We start from the raw sequence: 16502 nt of genomic DNA, 5'->3' as shown, positions 1-16502 counted from the left end.
CTTGAAAGCCCCGTGAGCGAGACTAAGCCTTATGCGCTGCGCAAGCTGCGGGTTCGAGAATCCGGCAGGCGCCAAGTTCTGCGAGGAATGCGGCGCCAAGCTGGTGCGCGTCTGCCCGGCCTGCGGGCACGAGGCAAGCGCGAGCGCCAGTTTCTGCAGCGAATGCGGCGCTCCATTGAGCGGGCCGCCCGCGGGCGCGGCGCCTAGGGCCGGCGCCCCCATCGACTACACGCCCCCCTATCTGGCCGAGCGCATCCGCGCGGCGCAGGTGGATATGGAAGCCCGCGGCGCGGCGGACGGCGAGCGCAAGACGATCACCGCGTTGTTCGCCGACATGGCCGGTTCGACCGCGCTGATCCACGACCTCGATCCCGAAGACGCCCGCCGCCTGATCGACCCGGTGCTGGCGTTGATGATGGAGGCCGTGCATCACTACGAAGGCTATGTGGCCAGGTCGATGGGCGATGGTATCCTGGCGCTGTTCGGCGCGCCGATCGCGCACGAAGACCATTCGCAGCGCGCCCTCTATGCTGCACTGCGCATGCAAGACGAGATGCGCCGCTACGCCGACCGAGTGCGTCTGGCACAGGGGATCGCGCTGCAGCTGCGCGTCGGCGTGAACTCCGGCGAAGTCGTGGTGCGCGCGATCCGCACCGAGGACTTGCACACCGACTACGACCCGGTGGGGAACTCTATCCACATCGCCTCGCGCATGGAAGGCATTGCGGTGCCCGGTTCGATCGTCGCAAGCGAACGCACGCGCAAGCTGAGCGAGGGCTATTTCGCATTCAAGGCGCTCGGCGCGACGCCGATCAAGGGGCTGCCCGAGCCGCTCGCCGTCTTTGAAGTGCTCGGCCTCGGCCCGCTGCGCACCCGGTTGCAGGTGGCTGCCAGCCGCGGGGTGGCGCGCTTTGTCGGCCGTGCCCGCGAGCTCGAGCAACTGCGAGAAGCGCGGGCGCAGGCGCAGGCCGGGCATGGGCAGATCGTCGGCGTGGTCGGCGAGCCGGGGGTCGGCAAGTCGCGGCTGTGCCACGAGTTCAAGCTAGGCGCGCCGCGCGATGGCCTGGTGCTGGAGACCTTCTCGGTCTCGCACGGCAAGGCCTATCCCTATCTGCCGCTGATCGAGCTGCTGGAGAACTACTGCCAGATCACTGCGCAGGACGATGAGCGCCGGCGGCGCGAGAAGCTCACCGGCAAGGTGCTGACCCTCGACCGTGCGCTGGAAGACAGCCTGCCCTATCTGTTCCACCTGCTGGGGGCGACCGAGCCGAGCTCGGCGCTGGCGCAGACGAACCCTCAGATCCGCCGGCAGCGCACTTTCGAGGCGATCCAGCGACTCTTGGTGCGCGAGAGCCAGGCGCAGCCGCTGGAGCTGATCGTAGAGGATCTGCAATGGCTCGACAGCGAGACCGACGCCTTCCTCGGCGTTCTCGCCGAGAGCGTGGCCGACGCCCGCATCCTTCTGCTGGTCAATTACAGGCCCGAGTACCAGCACGACTGGAGTCGCAAGGGCTACTACACCCAGTTGCGGCTGGATCCCCTGGGCGAAGCCGAAGCCCGGGAACTGCTTCGGGGCCTGCTGGGCGACGCCGCCGGGCTCGGCCCGCTCGAGGAGCTGATCCTGGAGCAGACCGAAGGCAACCCATTCTTCATGGAGGAAGTGGTGCAGACGCTGGTCGAGGAGCAGGTACTGCGCGGCGAGCGCGGGCACTACCGCCTCGAGCAGGTTCCGACCACGCTGCATATCCCGACCACCGTGCAAGGCGTGCTCGCCGCCCGCATCGACCGCTTGGAGCCGGCCGAGAAGGCGCTGCTGCAGACCCTGGCGGTGATCGGCAAGTCATTTGCATGGAGCCTGCTCGCGCGCGTCGTCGATCAGCCCGAAGACATGCTGAAGAGCCTGCTGGCGCGGCTGCAGGCCGGGGAGTTCATTTACCAGCAGCCGGCATTTCCGGAGGTGGAGTACAGCTTCGTGCATGGGCTGACCCAGGAGGTGAGCTACGGCTCGCTGCTGATCGAGCGGCGCCGCGCACTGCATGAGCGCACGGCGCAGGTGATCGAGGCCCTGTTCGCCTCCCATCTCGAGGAGCACTGTAGCGAGCTGGCGCATCATTTCGGCCGCAGTGGCAACGCGCCGAAGGCGGTGGAATACCTGCACTGCGCCGGGCGCCAGGCGCTGCAGCGCTCCGCCGATGCCGAAGCAGTCGCCCACCTCACCACGGCCCTGGCCTTGCTCGAGACCCTGCCCGATGCGCCCGAGCGCGCACGGCAGGAACTCGCGCTCCAGATCACCCTCGGTCCGGCCTGGATGGCCGCCAAGGGGCTCGCTGCACCGGAAGTGGAGGCGACCTATACCCGGGCGCTGATGCTGTGCCGACAGCTCGGGGAGACGGTCCATCTCTTCCCCGCGCTGATGGGTCTGCGGACCTTCTACATGGTCCGGGGGGAACTGCCGACCGCGCGCGAGCTGGCGGAGCAGCTCGTCACGCTGGCCCAGAAGGCGCAAGACCCGGCCTTGCTCGTGCACGCCCATCGGGCGTTGGGAACTGCCCTGTTCGGTCTCGGCGAGCTCGACCCTGCTCGCGCGCATCTGGAACAGGCCTTGGCCCTTCACGACCCTGCGCGGCACCCGTCGCCGGCCTACTTCTTTGTCTTCGAGCCCGGCGTGCTGGGGCTGGCCTTCGTCGCCATGGACCTGTGGCTTCTGGGCTATCCGGACCAAGCCCTCGCACGCAGCCAGGCGATGCTCGCCCGGGCTCAGACCCTGTCCCATCCTCCGGACTCCGCCAGCGCCTTGACCTTCGCCGCCGAGCTCCATTTGTTCCGCCGCGAGGCGCAGCCCGCCCGCGAGCTGACGGAGGCCGTCCTTGCGCTCGCGACCGAGCACGGCTTCCCGTTCTGGCTGGGTTGGGGAACCATCCTCTCGGGCTGGGCGCTGGTCGAGCAGGGACGTGCAGCAGAAGGGATGGAAAGGATGCAACAGGGCTTGAGCGCCTACCAGACCACGGGCGCGGGGCTATGGCGCACGCGCTTCCTGGCCTTGCTGGCCGAAGCCTACGGAAGAGCGGGGCAGGCCGAGGCGGGGCTGAAGACACTGGCCGAGGCCTTGGCCTTGGTGGAGCTCACGCAGGAGCGTGTTTACGAGGCGGAGCTTTATCGACTCAAGGGCGAGCTGATGTTGCTGCAGCCGGGCCGCGAGGGCGAGGAGGCCGGCGGCGAGGTCGAGGACTGCTTCCTGCAGGCGATCACCATCGCTCGCCGGCAGGGCGCCCGATCGCTGGAGCTGCGCGCGGTGATGGCCTTGAGCCGGCTGTGGCGGCAGCAGGGCAAGTCGGCGGAGGCCCGCCAGATGTTGGCCGAGAGCTATGGCTGGTTCACCGAGGGCTTCGACACTGCGGACCTGCAGGAGGCCAGGTCGCTGCTTGCCGAGCTCCACTGAAGCGTGCGCCTTGTCAGCGCCATGTTCAGAGCATGACCTTTCTCTTCGAGGGAGGTTGCGGAAGTCAAAATTGATCGCCGAGTCTCAACAATGGTCGATGCCGCTAACGCTAACCGGCGCGCGCCGCCTTTGCGCGCGTCCGAGTTGAGCGGCGCAAGGTCTGCGTACCTGGTATGTGTCTCTTGCCCCATCGCACCAGCGCGAGCAGAACGTCACCCATGGCAGTTCCTTTCTTGCTGAGCGCATAGGCGTAACGAATCGGACGCTCCTGGTACGCGGCGCTCACGACTATCCCAGCCTCTTCGAGGCGCTTCAGGCGATCGGCGAGTGTGTTGGTTGGGATTCCTTCGGGCGAGTCAAGCAGTTCCCCAAAGGTGCGTTTCCCGTGGAGCATGTCCCGAATGACGAGCAACGACCATTTGTCACCCACCAGGTCGAGCGTATTTGCAATAGGGCAGGCGGATCTTCGAAAACCTTCAGGCTTGTTCATCTTCGCTTCCATCAGTCGCGGGTGTCGACCGCGCGAGAAACTTGCAAAATGCAAGTAAGTATGCTACGGTTATAAGTAACTTGCAAAGTGCAAGCGACTGTGCAAAGGAGACGCCATGTCGAACCCTGTCCTGTCGCAATCCGCTCAGCCGAGGTCGCCAGCCCTTCGGGGCACAAAGCTAGTCGCCGCAGTCGTGCTTGCCGTCTGGTTCACGCTCGTCATTCTGCTGGGCGCGAGTGGAGCGTTCGTCACGCCGCCCGGGACGCCGCCGCTGCCGATCCTGATCGGGGTCACGGCGCCCACCATCGTGTTTCTCGCCGGGTTTTGGATGTCGCGCCTATTCCGCGAACTTGTTCTGACGGCTGACCTTCGCCTCATGATGGCGATACAGGCATGGAGATTTGCGGGGCTGGGCTTTCTGGCGCTGTACGCCCACGGCGTCTTGCCTGGCAGCTTCGCCTGGCCCGCAGGACTTGGCGACATCGCGATCGGAGTGACCGCGCCTTGGCTACTGGTTGCCCTGATACACCGGCCAAGCTTCGCTGCCAGCAAGACCTTCGTGGTGTGGAATGCGCTCGGGGTGTTGGACCTCGTTGTGGCCCTCGGTACCGGGGCACTCAGTTCGGCCCTCGCCGTCGGCGTCGCCGGGGAGATCACGACCGGCCCGATGGCACTGTTGCCGCTCGTGCTCATCCCCGTTTACTTTGTGCCCATTTTCATCATGCTCCATATGGCAGCGCTCTTTCAGGCGCGACATCTTGCGGGATACCTGAGAGAGCAAGCCTGATCAAGTGCGCCGGACCACTCGGACCTGTGCATGGTGTCGGCAGAAAAGTAGCCCCGTTGCAATCCGGGCTCAGTGTTTTCCTGAGCGGGGGTGATGAGAAAGCTCGCTACAGTGAACAGCGCCGGTTCAGGTTCGTCCACTTCAAGGAACGCGCATGAGCAAGAAAGTCGCATACGTCACCGGGGGCATGGGAGGCATCGGAACCGCCATTTGCCAGCGCCTGCACAAGGATGGTTTCACGGTCATCGCCGGCTGCGGTCCCACGCGGGACCATGCCAAGTGGCTGGCCGAGCAGAAAGCCGAGGGCTACGAGTTCCACGCGTCGGTCGGCAATGTCGGCGACTGGCAGTCGACGGTCGAGGCCTTCACCAAGGCCAAGGCCGAACACGGCAGCATCGACGTGCTGGTCAACAACGCCGGCATCACGCGGGACCGCATGTTCCTCAAGATGACGCTCGAAGAGTGGAGCGCGGTGATCGAGACCAACCTCAACAGCATGTTCAACGTCACCAAGCAGGTGGTCGCGGACATGGTCGAAAAGGGCTGGGGCCGCATCATCAACATCAGCTCGGTCAACGGCGCCAAGGGCCAGGCCGGCCAGACCAACTACTCGGCCGCGAAGGCCGGCATGCACGGCTTCACGATGGCGCTGGCGCAGGAGCTGGCGGCCAAGGGCGTGACGGTGAACACCGTGAGCCCGGGCTACATCGGCACCGACATGGTCAAGGCGATCCGCCAGGAAGTGCTCGACAAGATCGTGGGCACGATCCCCGTCAAGCGGCTCGGCGAGCCGAGCGAGATCGCTTCCATCATCGCCTGGCTCGCGACCGACGAAAGCGGCTACTCCACCGGGGCCGATTTCTCGATCAACGGCGGCTTGCACATGCGCTGAGGGCGCTCGCGCCCTCGACGTGCGGCGCTCGGGGATCGAGGCACTCGGACGCGGAGCGACCCTGCGCGACATGAAAACTTTGGACTTCATGCCGCCACGAGTCCGTCCAATGCACGAAAACTAGCAATGCCGACTTCGTCAGAAATGCACGTTTCCTTCGTAGGACCGCACCCCGGAATACGGATCCGCCACCGCTCGCAAACGTACGATATCGCCGTGCTCAACGAGGAAGTGAAGGACTTGAACCATGAGCAAACGCAGCGATGAAATGGAGACGGTGCCCCATTGCTTGGATGCCTGGCCGTCAGGGCCTAGAGCCCAAGCGGACCCCAGGCCGTTCGCAAGCACCGTGGCCAACTTCTTTCGCAGAAATGGCGGCGCGGACGCTCCAGAGTCGATGGTCGCCAAGGTCCAGCCTTTCGGGCCGGCATTGGAGGTCGTCCAGCGCGGGCAGACAGCTGCGAAGTCGGCTCTCTACAAGCACTGGGACGCCATCAAGGCCGAGGGCATCACGGCATCGCAGTTCATCGCGTTCTTGCAGCCTCTCGCCGACTTGGACGGCATCACGGTCTCGTACACCTACAGTGATGAAGATGGCACGGAGCACGTCTACAAGCACAGGCGCGGTGAGCTCGGGAGTGCGAATCCGCTTTCCCGAGCCATTCAGGAAAAAAAGCTATCCAAAGAGAAGGCACTGACCTTCGCGCTGAATGAAGAGGGCCGCGTCTGGATCGAGAGCAACTTCATCGAGCTCAGCGACCTGAAGTAGGCGTTCGAGATTCCGGCCGGCCAGCTCCGAGGAGATCCTGCATCGGTGCCGACGTGAAAAGGCTCGTTTTCACTGTCCTCCTGCTGCGGGTCCACGACCGTCCCAGCCTGCGATGAACACCGTGGCTTCTTCCTCAAGCAGGAGGATCGCGGCGGCCTGATCGTATTGCTGGCCAGCCAAGGCGATGCGGCACTTGTGGGCCTCACCCTGGTATAGGTCTGCATGGCCAGCGACGAAGCCGTTTTCTTCAAGCTTGGTCAGGAGGATTCGGACGGACCAACCTTTGTGGTCGAAGCGCTTCACCTCGAAGTCACCATCGGCGTCCACAGCACCTCCCGAGGATTGCGAACGCTGCCGGCCGGCCGCGAATGGCTGAAATTAGGCCCTTCGAATTACTACGCGTCAACAGGTGGCAACCAGTGTGAGCGAAACAATGGCAGCCTCGCTCGTGCGGCTCGCAGGGGCGGGTCGCGCCAGAGATCGGCGGGCAACGAAAGTTTGATGCCTCGCCACGTGCTGGCCTTCAATCTAGAGCGGAAGGTCCATCTGATCAGCCGCAGCTGTTCACTGGGGTGATTGCCCATTCCGCTGTAGTTCTACGCGCACCCTCGGTTCTCTCTGCGGCGAAACCCGCCGCGCGAATGCAGTTTTGCGCGCAGGAGAGTGCGTGATACACCCCAACGACGTAACGACGCGCTGTCACTATTTTGTGCAGTGATCGGCAATTCGCATGCTTGGCGCATGCGCCGTTCGTCCATACACAGGAGGCGACGCCATGACCTCGAGGCAAACAGGAGCGCTGAAGGCGTTGGTATTCGTTCTTGCAACACTTGGGGCGACGTGCCTGCTGGTGGTCGCAGGTCTTTCCGAAGAGCCGCAGCCGGCGGCTGCGAGCGCTTGCGCCGCCTGTTTGCCGGCAACCGCCCGCTGAGGGCCGACCCGAAGACAAAGCCGCGTTTCGCAACGGCGCGGGACCATTTCATCGTGAAAGACGAGTCGACCGAAGTGCAGATTGTCGACGGGTCGAGTCGTTGTTGAGAACAGCTCCGTCATCCTGATCAGTAGGCACCGGGCATCGCGGTCCTCGTCATCGCAGATTGCCTGTAGTTCTACGCGTCCCGCAGTGTTTTTCTGCGGTGAAACCCTCCGGTCGAATGCAGTCTTGCCAGGAGGGGAGTGCGTGCTACGCCCCAATGACGCAGTAATGCGTTCTCATTAATCTTCATTTGGAATTGCGTCCAAGACGCATGTGAAGTACTGGCTCAACCAAGGAGAGACAACGTGGGAACCTATGCTCTTTCTGATCGATTGAGGCACTCTGTCCTGACGAGATGCCTGGTTGCACTCCTGTGCGAAACGATGGCACTGCTTCCAGCCTCGCCAGCCTTCGCGCAGGTGGGAAGCGTTGCCTCGACACCGGCCGTGCCGATGGAACTGCCGATCGAAGTCGAGATCGAGCTTAGTCCTGCCGGCTCCCTGAAGCAGGCGCCCCTTTGGAAGGAGCTGTACCAACTCCTGAAGAATCCGACCGCTTTCAATTGTCCGGTCGACGATCCCAATACTTTTGAGAACGAGAGCAATTCTTGCACCGCGACGACCCCCCGCCGCGAGGGCTTCGGTGCAACCATGCCTCCCCTCAATATCTTTTCGCCGGGCTACAACTTTCTCACGGCACAGCCGATGCGCCGCCGCACCTCCGACGGGGAAGTGAGTTGGGATCAGCCTGGCCCGATGTTCGACCCGGCGGAAAACGTTTCGCCTGATGCATTCAACACCCCGACCGTCCTGCGGACCCCGCTCGGGCACATCGTGGCGTGTCCGAACCCCGGAATCACCGGGGCCTACCAGGCAGCGACAGTGCCCGCGGATTTCTGCAATGACAAGCCAGACGGGAGCCTGGTCGTCTATAACAACACGGGCAGTGACATCGTCCCCCCGAACGGGACTGTCGTGGCGGTCTCGGCCTTCGTTGGCGGGGGACTTGTAGACGAAGACGGAGCGCCGATCACCGAGCTCGAGGCGCCGGTCAACGAAGAAGATTTCTTCCGCAAGCCGACCGATATCACAGGAGTTCCGGCGGTGCTGCGCCCCTACATCGGTCGACCTGGTGCCGAGGTGCTGGGCAAAGCCCTGTTCTGGGACATGCAGGTCGGCAGCGACGGTGTCCAGGCCTGCGGCTCGTGCCATTTCAACGCGGGGGTCGATAATCGAACCAAGGGTCAGCTCAACCCAAACACCCTGGGCGACGGCAACCCCAACAACTTGTCCCTCACGGTCAAGCCACCCAACACGGATGTGGTGGCCACCGACTTTCCGTTCCACAAAGGGGCGCAGGATAGTCTCGCAACCGACTCCGACGATGTCATGTCCTCGATGGGCGTCAGTCGGTTCAAGCTGTTCAACGACATTCCGCCTATTGGCATCGCAAACTTCCTTCCCGCGGTGAATGGGATCAGGGCAGTGGCGCCGGATCTCGGCACTGCCGCCCCCGACCCGGTTGCCGTCAACCAAGACTTGCGCAGAGTGGAGCCGCGCAACACACCGACGATGCACGGAGCCGCATTCAACTTCGACAACTTCTGGGATGGGCGCGCCCGCTTCAGCTACAACGGCGGCAGCGTGTTCGGCCCGTCGGACCCCACGCCCCATATCTTCATCAACCCGGGGTTGGCCACTGCCGGAGCCGGTGTGTTCCGCGGCGCGACCATGGGCGATCTCCGGCCCGATCTCATCGAAGCGGAGCCGGAAGTCGCCGAACAGCCGATCCGAATCAAGTTCTCCAGCCTGGCATCCCAGGCGGCCGGGCCACCCATCAGCGACTTCGAGATGTCTTTCGCCGGCCGCAACTGGGCCAAGATCGGCAAGAAGTTGCTCCAAGGAGATGCCGGAGCCGTTCAGAACTTCGGCAACGGCGCACCGCAGCAGGCGGGAACGAACCGGGTGCAAGCGGCCGCGCCCCTGGCCAACCAGTTGGTTGCAACCAACGACAGCCGGCTGGGACCCTTCTCGAACCAGGGCGGAACCGTGTGCACGACACTCGGCAGACCGGTTGCCGCCGGCAAGCCCGGGCTCTGCATCTCTTACGGAGACCTGATCCGGCTTTCCTTCGAGCGGCAATACTGGAACAGGGAAAATCGCCACCTCAACGGCACCGCGGCAATTTGCACCTCAGCCGTGAATGGTGTGTTGACTCCCGCCGGTTGCGATCCGTTCGACGGGTTTGTCCTCACGCCTGCTACCGGTCCGGCGAACATCACCAATACCAACCAGTTCACCCACATGGAGGCGAACTTCACCATGTTCTTTGGGTTGGCGGTGCAGGCCTACGAGACGCTGCTGATCCCGGATCACACGCCGGCCGACCGGTTCTTCGACGCCAATCCGAACGCCGGCCATGGCGTCGGAGAGCCGGGGGACCAGGCCGTTCTGTTCCCGACGCTGATACGCGACATGATGGACGACGGACAGTTGAACGGCTCGCCTGGTGCCTACATCACCCTGCTTCCGGACGATCCGGCCACGCCGTGGTACGACGCATTCGGTCCGGACGAGGTGTTCGGGTTTGACCTGTTCGCCGGCGCCAACCTGACGGCGGCGCTCAACCCGGCTCAGAGCGTAGACCCGATATCCGGGCGAGACAGGAACCCACTCATCACGAACAGTCTGGGACAGCAGATCCGAGTCGGCTCCAATCCCTTCACCCGCAGCGCCAAGTGCATGCTCTGCCACCTGGGCCCGGAACAGACCGACCACAGCATCAACATCTCCCACGGTATCCTGAAGAACGACGCGGAATTCGAGTATCCCACTCCTCCAACCGTTGCGGACCCCACGTTCCCCGCCACCTTTGCCGACGGACGCCTTCCGTCGCCGGAGCCCTCTGGTGCCTCCAGATCCGTCGTCGGTCTGATCCTCGAGGAGGAAGTCGGAGAGGGAGTGGCCCAGGATGCGGTGGAAGTCGAACCTCGCGATTTCCAGGCGTTCGACGATCCCGCCACACCATGGGACGACAGGATCATCGCGCAGGAGAGCAACTTCGGCTTCGGCGACCAGGGCGTCTACAACATCGGGGTCCGCCCGATTGCCGACGACATTGGCCGCGGCGGCAAGGACCCCTTCGGCTGGCCGCTCTCGCTCTCGGCGCTGACCCTGAAGAACATCGGCGGTCAGGACTTCGAGCCGTGCAGGGGCGTTGACGGTGAAACCTGCACGATGTCCAACTTCGACCCCGCGAATATCGGGGCGGAAGGAGCGCCAGTAGAGCAGCAGGGCTTCGAGGAGACCGGAGACGGCGCCGTCTTCCCAGGCACGACGCACACCCTCCAGTCCATCAACCCCGGCTTCGAAAGGGACCCAAGGCACCCGCAGATGCCGGAGTACATGGTGCCCTGGATCCATAGTCTGCCGGCCGGCGAACTGCACCCGCAGATCGACGAGATGGCGGGCATGGTGCCCAACACGATCACGGCACCCAATGGAGGTCCCGGGATCGAGTTTCCCGAGATCATGTTCGGCGCCGACTTCCATTGCGCCAGCTTCGATCCGGCTACGTTCGGGATGGGACCGCCCAACTTCGGATGGGGACCTCCCAACTCGACCGCCAGGCTGTGTCCACAGTACCAATCCGGTGTTGCGGGCAACTTCGCGTTCCCGTCCCAGGGTACGTGGCCTGTTCCGAACCGCGTGATGGGCGATGGCGCGTTCAAGGCGCCGCCCCTGCGCAACGTGGAGATGACCGGTCCATTCTTCCACACGGGCAGCTTCCTGACGCTGCGCCAGGTGGTTGACTTCTACTTCAAGGGCGGCGATTTCCCAGTCACCAACAAGAGGAGCCGGGATCCGCATGTGGTGGATCTCGAAATGCAGGCGTTCGCGTTCGGGCCGAGCAAAGGAGTATTCGGAGGGTTCGACCTGTTGACGCCGTTCGATTGCTCGGCAGACGCACCCAACGATCCGCTGTTGCCTGTCGTCAGCTGCGGGCCAAACTTCAACTACCTGGCCGGCAGCTTCGGCGATGGCCTTCCGGACACGGCGTTCCTGTACAACATGTATCCGGATAGCGCCCACTTGATCACGCCGGAACCGGTGTTTGGGTCGCGGGCGGCGGCGCTGGAGGATGCGAAGAACGCGTTGGTGAAGTTCCTTCTCGCTCTGACCGATCCGCGGGTGAAGCTGGAGAAGGCGCCGTTCGACAAGCCCGAGATGTTCGTGCCGATCGACGGTGCAGCGCCCGAGAACGCGGCCGGGCGCGGCACGGCGCCCGCAGCTGGAGGGACGACCCTTGTCTCGCTCTCGGGTGTCGCTTGCCCGGTGCCTGGACCAAATTCAGGCGGAGCCTGCTTCCGTCAAATCCCGGCGACGGGCGCGGGCGGCTTGGCGACTCCGCTGCCCGGTTTCCTGGGCGTGACGTCCATCCCACCGAGCAATCCGGCCTTCAACTGCAGCATGTCTGCGGGTCCAATAAGCCACTTCTGTTCATCCGTTCTCCCGTAAAGGGCCTACCTTGCTCGTCCCCTTCCCTCCAAGGAAGGGGACGAGGACGAGAGAGGTCAACTATCACTAAGGACTTGAGATGTTGATTCGACGGACAACAGTGCTGGCCCTGGCGTTGCTCGCCGTAGTGACCGCCGCGCAGGGGACGACGAAACAGAAGGGCCAGAAATACCTGGCCATGGCTCAGAAGACCGGCGCGACACCAGATAAGACGAGCGCAATGGCCGAGCGCAATAAGGCGATAGCCGAGAAGAACAGGAAGGACGGAGAGGCCTTTCTGGCGGAAAACAAGGCCAAAGAAGGAGTCGTCACTCTGGAGAGCGGTCTTCAGTACAAGATACTCAAGGCCGGTGTCGGCGACAAGCCCACGCGCAGCGACATTGTCGTCGTCGAGTACCGAGGCAACTTCATCGACGGCACCGAGTTCTCCAACTCCCGCACGCGAGGCCAGCCGGGGATCTTTCCGGTCGGCAAAGCCATCAAGGGCTGGCAGCAGGCCTTGCAGCTCATGCCTGTCGGGTCCAAATGGCAGCTCTTCGTCCCTCCCCACCTCGCATACGGCGAGCGCGGCGCGGGCGGTCTCATTCGTCCGAACACCACGCTCATTTTCGAGACGGAACTGGTCGGCATCAAGCAGCCGGATGAAAAGGCTGTCGCCGCGGACGCTGGACTCAAGGACATCAAGGTTTCATTCAAGGTGGATCCGCGGCTCACCCGAGGCCTGTACATGGGAGATCGCTGGGTTTCGCCTCCCACCTTCACCCCCGCTCGCCAGGGCAAGACCTCCACCGTGGAAGCCGCGGCCGACGGCCTGAATGCCACGGGCAAGCGCGTCAAGATCCAGTCGGAATGGATCCCGAGCGATCCCGAGATGGTGGAGGTCACGCGCCAGGGCGATGACGTCCAGATCACTGTCAAACGTCCCGGCGAGAGCAAGTTGAAAGTGGTGGCTCAAGGAGTGACCAAGGAACTGGCCATCAAGGCGGTGGACCAGGGCGATTCGATTTCGGTGGTGATTGCTCAGTAGCCTTGCCCGAACCGCAATGCCATGCTTGCCACGACTGAACTGATCCGCCGGAATCCGGTGCGCGGGGGCAGGACGATGGCGGCGCCGCTGTTGTGGTTCGCCGTGATCGCGATGGCGTGCGCCGCGGCTGGCCTCGTCCTTGCACCGCCTGACGCTCGCGCCGCGGAGCCGGAGATCGTCGCTCGGGTGAATGGTGAACCGCTGACTCAGGCGGAGTTCAAGCGCATGCGCGCCAATCCCCTCACCGTGCGCCAGCTTCAGCAGGAACTTGGCGTCCAAGACCCGGACGCAGAAGCGTTGGACCGCTTGGCATTGCGCAAGCTGATCCAGCATCGCCTGGTACTGCAAGAAGCTCGCCTGAGAAAGATCTCCGTCAAAGAAAAGGAACTCGACGAGGCCGTCGCAGCTCTACGGCGCCGCTTCGGAGATCTCAAGGGTTTCGGCGAATGGATGAAGGTGCAGGGGCTCAATGATCGATCGCTGATCGAATCCGTGCGGGGGGACCTGCTCGCCGACCGCGTCAGGGCCGCGCTGGTCAAGGATGTCCGCGTCACTGACGAGCAGGTGCAGCAGTACTACGAGACTCACAAGGAGCAACTGAAAACCACGGAGGTCCGGCTTCAGATCATCGTCCTCAAGGACAAGGCGGCGGCGGAAGAGGCATTGACAGCCCTGCGTGGAGGCAAGGATTTCGCCACCCTCGCGCGCGAGCGGTCGGTCGGCCGCCGCGCGGTCAAAGGCGGCGATACCGGATGGGTCGCCTATGAAACGCTCTGGCCGCCGCTGCGAAAGTTTGTCAGCAGGATGAAAGTGGGACATGCAGGCGGCCCCCTTCAGAATGGCAATGAGTTTCTCGTCGTCCGGCTGGGTGATCGGCGTTCTGGAAGAACAGTGACCCTCGCCGAGGCCAAGCCACAAATAGAGCCGCACGTCCTGGCTTTGAAGCGGCAGGAAGTTGTTCGAGATTGGCTGGCGGATAAGGAAAAAAAGGCAAAGATCGAAGTGTTGATAGGGCCTGATGCCAAACGCAAGATGAACCACCCGCAGTCCGCCGCAAGGCAACTGGAATGATTGCGACCGTCATGGAATCGCACGATGGGTAATCGAACCGGGACCCGATCGTTTTTTTAGGGGGGGCGTCATGAAGCTCTTGATTGCCTTACGGCAGGTCGTGCTTGGGGTCGCTACGGCGGTCCTCATGGTCGGTTGTGGCGGTGGTGGCGGTGGTGGTGGTGGTGGCACCGGTGTCGTTGGTCCCAGTGGTGTCACTGACCCCGGTGGTGTCACTGACCCAGGTGGTGTCACTGACCCCGGTGGTGGCGCTGCTGGTCAGGGGGAAGCAGGGACGCTCATCGGCCACACGATATCGACCACGAACTTCCACGGCACGCAACCTGATCAGACTCAAGTCCTGGGCCCGCGCAACACGGTCGTCGGCGATGGTGTCGAGTTGACGAACGAATTCTTCGCGGGTTTTGCGACGATCGATTTTTCCGCCACCAGCATCCGAATCACCGCCGCCACCGATCAGCCGTTCGGCTACTTCGAGCTACTTCGCTTTGCCGATACCAATGGCACGATCAGCCCCATTGCCAGTGTCACGGTTGATCCTGCAACGGATTACAGCGGCTTCAACGCGTCGCGGCTGACCGTCACGGCGGACCACATTGACGTCAACCTGACGGGCTCGCCCGGGCAGCGCGGCCAGCAGATCGTGCTCAGCATCGTATTCGCGGCGCCTTGATGCCTGGAGGGCAGGGTTTCTTTGCTCATCAGTCCTTGTGGGATTTGCTACGGTAAAAGCCCGCACGTCGAACTCGCCAATTCGATTGCCAGCGGCGTCTTCGTCGCGATTGGCGTCAGGACGATGGCCAAGGTGCGGCGACCAAGGCGTTCGTGCCGCTGGCCTTCGAGCTCGGCGAGGCGTTCCAGTTTGATTGGCGCGAGGAAGGCCGGGTGATCGGCGATGTCTACCGCCGCATGCAGGTCTCGACCTGAAGCTGTGCGCGAGCTGCGCGAGCTGCGCGTTCTGGCTGGTGGCCTGTCCGAGCCCCAAGGGCACGAGATGCTTCGATGCCCATACGCGATCTTTTGCAGCGCTTGGGGGGCATTGCGCGCCCGGGCATCTGACGTTATGTTCCGTCACCCCGGGCGGGCCGCGCCACCGGGGGGCATGGGAGGCATCGGAACAGCAGTCCCAAGGACGAGCGCGAGAAGGTGTTCGAGCGCTCCTACCGCGCTACGCGACAGTCGGTCGCCGGAGCCCGTCTTGGCCTTTCGATCGTTCGATCGGTGGCCGAGGCGCACGGCGCCTCCGCGTTCCTGACGAGTTCGCTGCTGAGGGGGCTGCACGTGCAGGTGACGTTTCCCGGCGCCGCGATCACGGCTCCGGGCGATCAAGAGCTCGTGCGTCCAGCTTCGCTGGTACCCACGCAGCGCCTACGCAAGCGACACCGGCCACCGCCTGATGGGGCGCGGCCGCCGCTGCGCCGGCTGGTTCAGGCGGGAGAGCAATGGGGAGAGCAATGGCGCCGGTGATTCGTTCCCAGAGGCTCTTCTTCTCAGGCGGCGCCGCGAAGAACGCATCGGCGCGGACCCGGTCGGCGGCGGCGCCGCGGCGCATTGCCAGCGTCTTGACTGCTTCGACCATCGGCGGCGGACCGGAGACATAGATGTTGGCATCGTCGAGCGCGTCGAAGTCCTCGGCCACGGCCTCGTGAAGATGCGCTTGGCGCGACTGCGGATCGGTGGCCTGCGAATACACCGGGACAAATCTGAACTTGTGCTCTTGCGAGTGCCGCCGCAGCAGATCGCCGGCATACATATCGGCCTCGGTGCGCACGCCGTGATAGAGGTGAATCAGGTTCGACGCCTGCCCATCGCTGAGGGCCGCGGCCAGTACCGAGAGCATCGGCGCGAGCCCGGTGCCGCCGGCCAGCAGCAGCAACGGGCCCTCGGCGGGTCCTGCCCAGTAGGCATCGCCGAAGGGAGCCTGCACCTCGACGCTGTCACCGGGCTTCAGCTTCGTGGCCACGTGCTGGCTGACCCGGCCCTGTGGCAGGACGCGGATGTGGAACATCAGGTGCTCCTCGCGGGGCCTGCTGGCCATCGAGTAGCTGCGCGCCGGCAGCTTGCCGAAGCGAAGCTTGGCGAACTGTCCCGGCCTGAAATCGAGCGTTTTTCCATGCGGCAGCGAAAGCGTCAACACGACCACGTCGTGGGCGACGCGATCAATCGAGAATACGCGCGCGGCGACCGTCACCGCCGCCGTGGCGGCAGCAAGCCAGCGGATGCGAATGTCGCCTACCGGCCGCGCGCGGCACGCCAGGATCAGTCCGTTAGCGCTCTCCTCGTCGGTTAGCGCATCGGGGCTGTAGCCATCCGAGCGGACCTCGCCTTCGAGCAGCTCGCACTTGCAGCTGCCGCATTCGCCGGCGCCACAGCCGTGCGGAAACGGGACGCCGGCATCCAGCGCGGCCTCCAGGATGCGATGCCGACCGGCATCGATGGGTTGTTGCCAATCGGAGATGTGGATCAGAGTCATGTGCGGGTCGCCCTTGTACGAGGAAGTCACGTCGCCGCGCGCGAGCCCCGAGGCCGCGGGA

At 63.9% G+C, this 16502-nt stretch carries 11 protein-coding genes and 2 pseudogenes; 10 read left to right on the top strand and 3 right to left on the bottom strand.

From position 1 onward, the window contains the following. Window positions 1–31 precede the first annotated feature (31 nt). Window positions 32–3439 carry an AAA family ATPase gene (locus ACSQ9I_RS25020; RefSeq protein WP_436314855.1) on the top strand — a complete coding sequence of 1136 codons (3408 nt, stop codon included), beginning with the start codon at window positions 32–34 and terminating at the stop codon, window positions 3437–3439. 109 nt (window positions 3440–3548) lie between these two features. Here ACSQ9I_RS25020 and ACSQ9I_RS25015 read toward each other — a convergent pair whose 3' ends face one another. Next, window positions 3549–3929, bottom strand: coding sequence for a winged helix-turn-helix transcriptional regulator (locus tag ACSQ9I_RS25015; RefSeq protein WP_436305371.1), 381 nt, complete (start codon window positions 3927–3929; stop codon window positions 3549–3551). A 115-nt stretch (window positions 3930–4044) separates the two neighbouring features. Here ACSQ9I_RS25015 and ACSQ9I_RS25010 point away from each other — a divergent pair, with 115 nt between their 5' ends. The 3 genes from ACSQ9I_RS25010 to ACSQ9I_RS25000 all read left to right on the top strand — a co-directional run bounded on the left by ACSQ9I_RS25010 (window position 4045) and on the right by ACSQ9I_RS25000 (window position 6377). Then, complete coding sequence (locus tag ACSQ9I_RS25010; RefSeq protein ID WP_436314854.1) at window positions 4045–4716, top strand: hypothetical protein; 672 nt, start codon at window positions 4045–4047, stop codon at window positions 4714–4716. A 154-nt stretch (window positions 4717–4870) separates the two neighbouring features. After that, entirely contained in the window at window positions 4871–5608 is a 738-nt protein-coding gene (gene phbB, locus ACSQ9I_RS25005) for an acetoacetyl-CoA reductase (RefSeq protein ID WP_436314853.1), read from the top strand. Window positions 5609–5855: 247 nt separating this feature from the next. Then, on the top strand, window positions 5856–6377 hold the full coding sequence (locus tag ACSQ9I_RS25000; RefSeq protein WP_436314852.1) for a hypothetical protein: 522 nt from the start codon (window positions 5856–5858) through the stop codon (window positions 6375–6377). 69 nt (window positions 6378–6446) lie between these two features. Here ACSQ9I_RS25000 and ACSQ9I_RS24995 read toward each other — a convergent pair whose 3' ends face one another. Then, a complete protein-coding gene (locus tag ACSQ9I_RS24995) occupies window positions 6447–6704 on the bottom strand; it encodes a hypothetical protein (protein WP_436293417.1) in 258 nt (85 codons plus the stop codon). Window positions 6705–7805: 1101 nt separating this feature from the next. Between ACSQ9I_RS24995 and ACSQ9I_RS24990 the strand changes: the two genes are divergently transcribed. The 6 genes and pseudogenes from ACSQ9I_RS24990 to ACSQ9I_RS24965 all read left to right on the top strand — a co-directional run. Continuing rightward, window positions 7806–11870: a hypothetical protein gene (locus ACSQ9I_RS24990; RefSeq protein ID WP_436314851.1), complete on the top strand. Its 4065-nt coding sequence runs from the start codon at window positions 7806–7808 to the stop codon at window positions 11868–11870. 79 nt (window positions 11871–11949) lie between these two features. After that, complete coding sequence (locus ACSQ9I_RS24985) at window positions 11950–12897, top strand: FKBP-type peptidyl-prolyl cis-trans isomerase (RefSeq protein WP_436314850.1); 948 nt, start codon at window positions 11950–11952, stop codon at window positions 12895–12897. Between the two features lie 21 nt (window positions 12898–12918). Beyond that, window positions 12919–13968 (top strand): peptidyl-prolyl cis-trans isomerase, encoded by a 1050-nt coding sequence (locus ACSQ9I_RS24980; protein ID WP_436314849.1) that lies wholly within the window; start codon window positions 12919–12921, stop codon window positions 13966–13968. A gap of 70 nt (window positions 13969–14038) precedes the next feature. Continuing rightward, the gene (locus ACSQ9I_RS24975; protein WP_436314848.1) at window positions 14039–14641 is read left to right on the top strand and encodes a hypothetical protein; all 603 of its coding nucleotides are present in this window, start codon (window positions 14039–14041) and stop codon (window positions 14639–14641) included. A gap of 104 nt (window positions 14642–14745) precedes the next feature. Continuing rightward, window positions 14746–15005, top strand: a pseudogene (locus tag ACSQ9I_RS24970) (IS21 family transposase); the annotation flags it as partial. Window positions 15006–15105: 100 nt separating this feature from the next. Further along, a pseudogene (locus ACSQ9I_RS24965) lies at window positions 15106–15255 on the top strand (hypothetical protein); the annotation flags it as partial. A 22-nt stretch (window positions 15256–15277) separates the two neighbouring features. Here ACSQ9I_RS24965 and ACSQ9I_RS24960 read toward each other — a convergent pair. Next, window positions 15278–16441, bottom strand: a complete 1164-nt coding sequence (locus tag ACSQ9I_RS24960) for a 2Fe-2S iron-sulfur cluster-binding protein (RefSeq protein ID WP_436314847.1) — start codon at window positions 16439–16441, stop codon at window positions 15278–15280. Window positions 16442–16502 lie beyond the last annotated feature (61 nt).

Source organism: Variovorax sp. LjRoot84 (assembly GCF_964254305.1).
GTDB lineage: Bacteria > Pseudomonadota > Gammaproteobacteria > Burkholderiales > Burkholderiaceae_C > Variovorax.
The sequence above is the reverse complement of the archived record's forward strand: the minus strand, read 5'-3'. Positions and strand labels throughout refer to the sequence as shown.